Source organism: Kitasatospora sp. NPDC127035 (assembly GCF_042726075.1).
Taxonomy (GTDB): Bacteria; Actinomycetota; Actinomycetes; order Streptomycetales; family Streptomycetaceae; genus Kitasatospora.
On the sequence record NZ_JBHXDN010000140.1, the window covers coordinates 1 to 5,274 of the forward strand.

3 protein-coding genes and 1 pseudogene are annotated in these 5,274 nt (G+C 71.6%); all 4 read left to right on the top strand.

The window, feature by feature from the left end; genetic code table 11:
* Positions 1 to 99 (top strand): annotated as a pseudogene (locus ACFWIC_RS40570) (ATP-binding protein); the annotation flags it as partial.
* A 401-nt stretch (positions 100 to 500) separates the two neighbouring features.
* Positions 501 to 3,935: a nitrate- and nitrite sensing domain-containing protein gene (locus ACFWIC_RS40575; RefSeq protein ID WP_380522176.1), complete on the top strand. Its 3,435-nt coding sequence runs from the start codon at positions 501 to 503 to the stop codon at positions 3,933 to 3,935.
* A 10-nt stretch (positions 3,936 to 3,945) separates the two neighbouring features.
* The gene (locus tag ACFWIC_RS40580) at positions 3,946 to 4,359 is read left to right on the top strand and encodes a roadblock/LC7 domain-containing protein (protein ID WP_043468791.1); all 414 of its coding nucleotides are present in this window, start codon (positions 3,946 to 3,948) and stop codon (positions 4,357 to 4,359) included.
* 161 nt (positions 4,360 to 4,520) lie between these two features.
* Positions 4,521 to 5,231, top strand: coding sequence for a DUF742 domain-containing protein (locus ACFWIC_RS40585; protein WP_329947346.1), 711 nt, complete (start codon positions 4,521 to 4,523; stop codon positions 5,229 to 5,231).
* Positions 5,232 to 5,274: the final 43 nt, after the last annotated feature.

Consider the following 5,274-nt stretch of genomic DNA (forward strand, 5'->3'; position numbering starts at 1 on the left):
GACACCCCCGTCGTCACCCTCGACGCCCGACGCCGGGACAGCGCCAAGAGCGCCCTCATCACCCTCGTCGAACACGCCCTCCTCGCCCGCCTCCGCTGAGCGGAACCCGCAGGTCGGCAGCCCCGGCGCCCCGCTGTCACGGCGGAGCGCCGGGGCCTGTCCGCTTGCGGGGAGATGTCGTCCGGACGCCGCGCGCAAGACCCCCGCATAAGCGGCGGATAACAGTTCGGTAGGCATTTCGTGATCAACAATGACTGTTTGTAGCGAATCAGCATCACTCAGCGCCAGAAGACCACAGTTTTACACCGTCATGTCGGTGAATGTCCCAATTGCGCCCTGCATGGCGCTGACCGGCAGCTGTTTGTCCCCCATCCCTGCACGTGCTGAAATTCCAGCTACCCCTGCATCCATATCGGCCACCGCTCCCCGGAACGGACGGGCCTCCAGGGGTAGCGCTGGATTGATCCATGGCCGGCTGTCGGCCGAGAGGTAGTTGTCGAGTGAGGCGTAAGCAGCAGGTCGCCCCGCAGCGGCGCTCCGAGCCCCGCCAGAGCGAGCCGAACGGCACCGCACCGGACCCGGCGGGGTTCTCGGCGTTCACGCCGACCGAGGAACGGCCACCGGCCGCCCCCACACCACAGCAGCTGGGTCCCGCCAAGGACCGCACGGGCGGCTCCGGCGCGGACGACACCGGCGGCAAGGGCGGCAGCCGGTACGACTTCCTGCGCCCGCGCAACTGGCGCGTGCCGGCCCGTCTGATCGCGATTCTGCTGATCCCGGTCACCATCGGCCTGATCTTCGGCGGTCTGCGCGTCAACACCTCGTTCGACGGCTTCATCAAGGCCGACCGCGCCCAGCGAACCGCCACCCTCGCCAAGGCCGCCACCGAGCTGGCCGAGGCGCTGGAGAGCGAGCGCGACAAGACCCTCATACCGCTGCTCACCAAGCAGGACCCGAACAACGAGGTCACCAAGGCGCGCTCGACCACCGACGCCGCCCTCAAGGCCTACTACGCGGCCTACGAGGCCAGCGACAAGTCCGGCGAGCTCCCGCGCCGCCACGACGCCTTCCAGGGCGTCGTCGTCGCCCTGCCGCACCTGCGCGCCAACGCCTACAGCCCGGACCTGTTCGCCTCCGCGACCACCTCCGCGTACTCGGTGATGCTGGCCCCGCTGCTGGCCTACGACAACTCGGTCGGCCTCGGCTCCTCCAACCTCACCAGCAAGGGCCGCTCGATCTACGCCATGTCGCTGGCGAAGGCCTCCGCCTCGACCCAGCGCGCGCTGATGCTGCACCTGCTGGTCGGCATCTCCGCGGGCGCCACCACCCGGTACGAGAACGCGGACCTGATCCAGCAGCTGCTGGTCGCCCAGCGCCTGGAGCACACCGCGCTGTCCGAGTTCAACACCGGCAGCGCCCCCGAGGACGCCCGCCGCTACTCGGACGCCCAGGTCGCCCAGGCCAACGCCGACCAGCGCGCCGCCTACCGGATGCCCAACGGCACCGCCCCCACCATGCAGGGCCTGCTCAACCTCGGCGCCGCCTACAGCCAGGCCGCCGCGATCGGCCAGGCCCAGGGCAAGGACGCCGCGGACCGGGCGTACAAGGAGGCCAAGGACTCCGGTCTGACGCCGGAGAACTGGAACCAGGCCGCCAACACCCACATCACCAGCCTCCGCGCCACCGAGGTCGTGCTGCTGGACGACGTGCTCCAGGACGCCGCGGCGCTGCGTGACAACGCGCGCTTCGACGCCGTCCTCAACGCGCTGATCGTGCTCGCGTCGCTGATCCTCGCCGGTGTGCTCACCGGCTACGTGGCCCGCTCGATGATTCTCGGCATGCGGACCCTGCGCAACGCCGCCCTGGAGATCGCCGACCACCGTCTGCCCGACCTGGTCGAGAAGCTCTCCAAGACCGACCCCGACCGGGTCGACACCAACATCAACCCGATCCCGCTGCACGGCAAGGACGAGATCGGCGAGGTCGCCCGGGCCTTCGACCAGGTCCACCGGCAGGCGGTCGCACTCGCCGCCGAGCAGGCGCTGCTGCGAGGGAACGTCAACGCGATCTTCACCAACCTGTCGCGCCGCAGCCAGGGCCTCATCCAGCGCCAGCTGGCGCTGATCACCGACCTGGAGAACAACGAGGCCGACCCGGACCAGCTGGAGAACCTCTTCAAGCTGGACCACCTCGCGACCCGTATGCGCCGCAACGGTGAGAACCTGCTCGTCCTCGCGGGCGAGGAGGCCGGCCGCCGCTGGAACACCCCGGTCCCGCTGGTCGACGTGCTCCGCGCCGCCGCCTCCGAGGTGGAGCAGTACGAGCGCGTCGAGCTCTCCGGCATCCCCGAGGCCGAGGTCGTCGGCGCCGCCGTGACCGACCTCGTCCACCTGCTCGCCGAGCTGCTGGAGAACGCCACCTCGTTCTCCAGCCCGCAGACCCGGGTGCTGGTCAACGCCACCCGCCTGCCGGACGGCCGGGTGCTGGTCGAGATCCACGACAAGGGCATCGGCCTCACCGCCGAGGACTTCGCCGAGATCAACGAGAAGCTGGCCGAGCCGCCCACGGTCGACGCCACCATCTCCCGCCGCATGGGCCTCTTCGTGGTCGGCCGGCTCTCCCAGCGGCACGACATCCGCGTCCAGCTCCGCCCGTCCGGCGAGTCGGCCGGCACCACCTCGCTGGTCATGATGCCGCCGTTCCTGACCCACATGGCCGCGGCGCCGGAGCCGGAGGAGCAGTTCACCGTCTCCCGGATCTTCGCCGACCAGGAGCCGACCGCCGACTGGGCCGCCCCCGGCCGGGACGAAGCCCGCAGCGCCGCCGAGCTGGGCTTCGACGACCACCTCACCGGCACCGGCAGCGCCGGCTCCTCCGGCTTCAGCCCCGCCCTGGAGGCGGTCCAGCGCTCGCAGCGCCTGGACCAGGTCCGCCGGGCCGCGCTGGAGGTCGGACCGCAGTCCGGCCAGGAGCCGCCGGTGCTCGACGCCGAGGTCGACGACGAGTACCCCCCGTACGGTCGCCGCAACGACGAGGTCTACGGCCAGGACGGGCAGTACCCGCAGCAGGGCTACGACCAGACCTACGCCGACGACCAGTACAACTACGGCCAGGACGGGTACGACGGCAACGGCTACCAGCAGGACGGCTACGACCAGTACCCGCAGCAGGGCTACGACCAGTCCGGCTACGGCGACGACCAGTACGGCCGGCAGGAGTACCAGGACCAGGGCCAGGACCTCCAGGTCCAGGGCCAGGGCTACGACGGGTACGACGGCTACGGCTACCAGCAGGACGGCCAGGGGGCCGAGGAGGCCCCGGCCGGCCACCCGTACGCCCCGGAGCAGCCCGCGCTGCCCGCCGCCGACCCCGCCCCCGCCACGCTGGCGTCCGGGCTGCCCCAGCGCCGCCCCGGCCAGCAGTTGGCCGGCGGCGGGTTCCCGTCCGGGCCGGCCGACGCCGGTCAGGGCGGCGAGAGCCCGAACTGGTTCGCCGGTGCCAAGGACACCTCCGCGCCGGCCGAGCCGCGCGGCCACGAGGTGTCCGCGCTCGGCGGGTACGGGCCCACCGGCCCGACCGGCGCGGGAAGCGCCGCCTGGCAGTCGCCCAACGACGGCAACTGGCAGCGCGCCGAACAGCTCCGCGAGCCCTCTTCCAGCGGCACCACCCCGTCCGGACTCCCCCGGCGGGTACCCAAGCAGAACCTGGTGGCCGGCAACGCCAAGCCCACCCCACAGGATGGGCCGCAGGTCTCCCGTTCGCCCGAGGAGGTCCGTGGACGTCTCACGAACCTGCGCCGCGGTGTCGAGCAGGGCCGTAGCGCAGGCGGCACCGGAAGCTTCCGGATCGACCCCGATCAGGTAGACCAGTCCGGCAACGGACAGCAGAATCGCAGCACCGATCTCTTCGGCGGCTCGAACCACCAGGAGCGTTGAGTTGAGTCAGATGAGCCAGGCCGCACAGAACCTGAACTGGCTGATCACCAATTTCGTGGACAACACCCCTGGGGTGTCGCACACGGTGGTGGTCTCCGCGGACGGCCTCCTGCTGTGCATGTCCGAAGGGTTCCCCCGCGACCGCGCCGACCAGCTCGCCGCCGTCGCCTCCGGCCTCACCTCCCTCACCACCGGCGCCAGCCGGATCTTCGAGGGCGGCGAGGTCAACCAGACCGTCGTCGAGATGGAACGGGGCTTCCTCTTCCTGATGGCCGTCAGCGACGGCTCGGCACTCGCCGTCCTGGCCGCCCCCGACTCCGACATCGGTCTCGTCGGATACGAGATGGCCCTGCTCGTCGACCGGGCCGGCGCCGTCCTCACCCCCGCACTCCGCGCAGAACTCCAGGGCAGTCTCCTGCACTGACGGACCGTCGGATACCGTCCTGGTATTCGAAGCACCTCCGCGCCCGTCCCGGGCCCGCTTCGGCGGGCTCGGGATCGGACGTAGTACGGCCTTCGCACCACCGGCTCGGGACCAGTGCCCGAGCTCGCACCGCACCGCCGCACCCTGTGAGGAGAGGATCCGTGACACCGCCCGACGACCGCAGCGGCCAGTACGGCGTTCCGTACCCTGGCACAGGCCATGACGCCTTCGGAGCACCCGGCGTCGGCCACGGTCAGCAGTACGGCCAGCCGCTCCACGGCCAGCACGACCAGCACTACGGACAGCCGCAGTACGGCGGGCCGTACCCGCCGGGGCAGTACGACGAGTACGGCCGGCCCCGGCAGCCGCAGCCCTCCTACGACGCGCCCCCCGCGGGCTACCCGAGGCAGGACGGGACGGCCGGCCAGCAGCCCGGCCCCGGCCTCGGGGGCCGGTCGGCCGTCGGGCACCAGGGCGGCCGGTCGGCCCAGCGGCCCGGGCACGCTGACGAGTTCGACGACGAGCAGGACTCCGGCCCGCTGATCCGACCGTTCGCGATGACCGGCGGACGGACCCGGCCCCGCTACGAGCTCGCCCTGGAGGCGCTCGTCTCGGCCGACGTGGATCCGCAGCGCCTGGCCACCCTGCTCCCCGAGCACCAGCGGATCTGCACCCTGTGCACCGAGGTGAAGTCCGTGGCCGAGGTGTCGGCGCTGCTCTCCCTTCCGCTGGGAGTGGCCCGCATCCTCGTGGCCGACCTGGCCGAGGCCGGCCTCGTCGCCATCCACCAGCCCGCTTCCGGCGGCGAATCCGGAAACCAGCCCGACGTCACGCTGCTCGAAAGGGTCCTCAGTGGACTTCGCAAGCTCTAACGCGGCCGCCCCCACCCGCGCCACCACCTCCGCGAAGATCGTC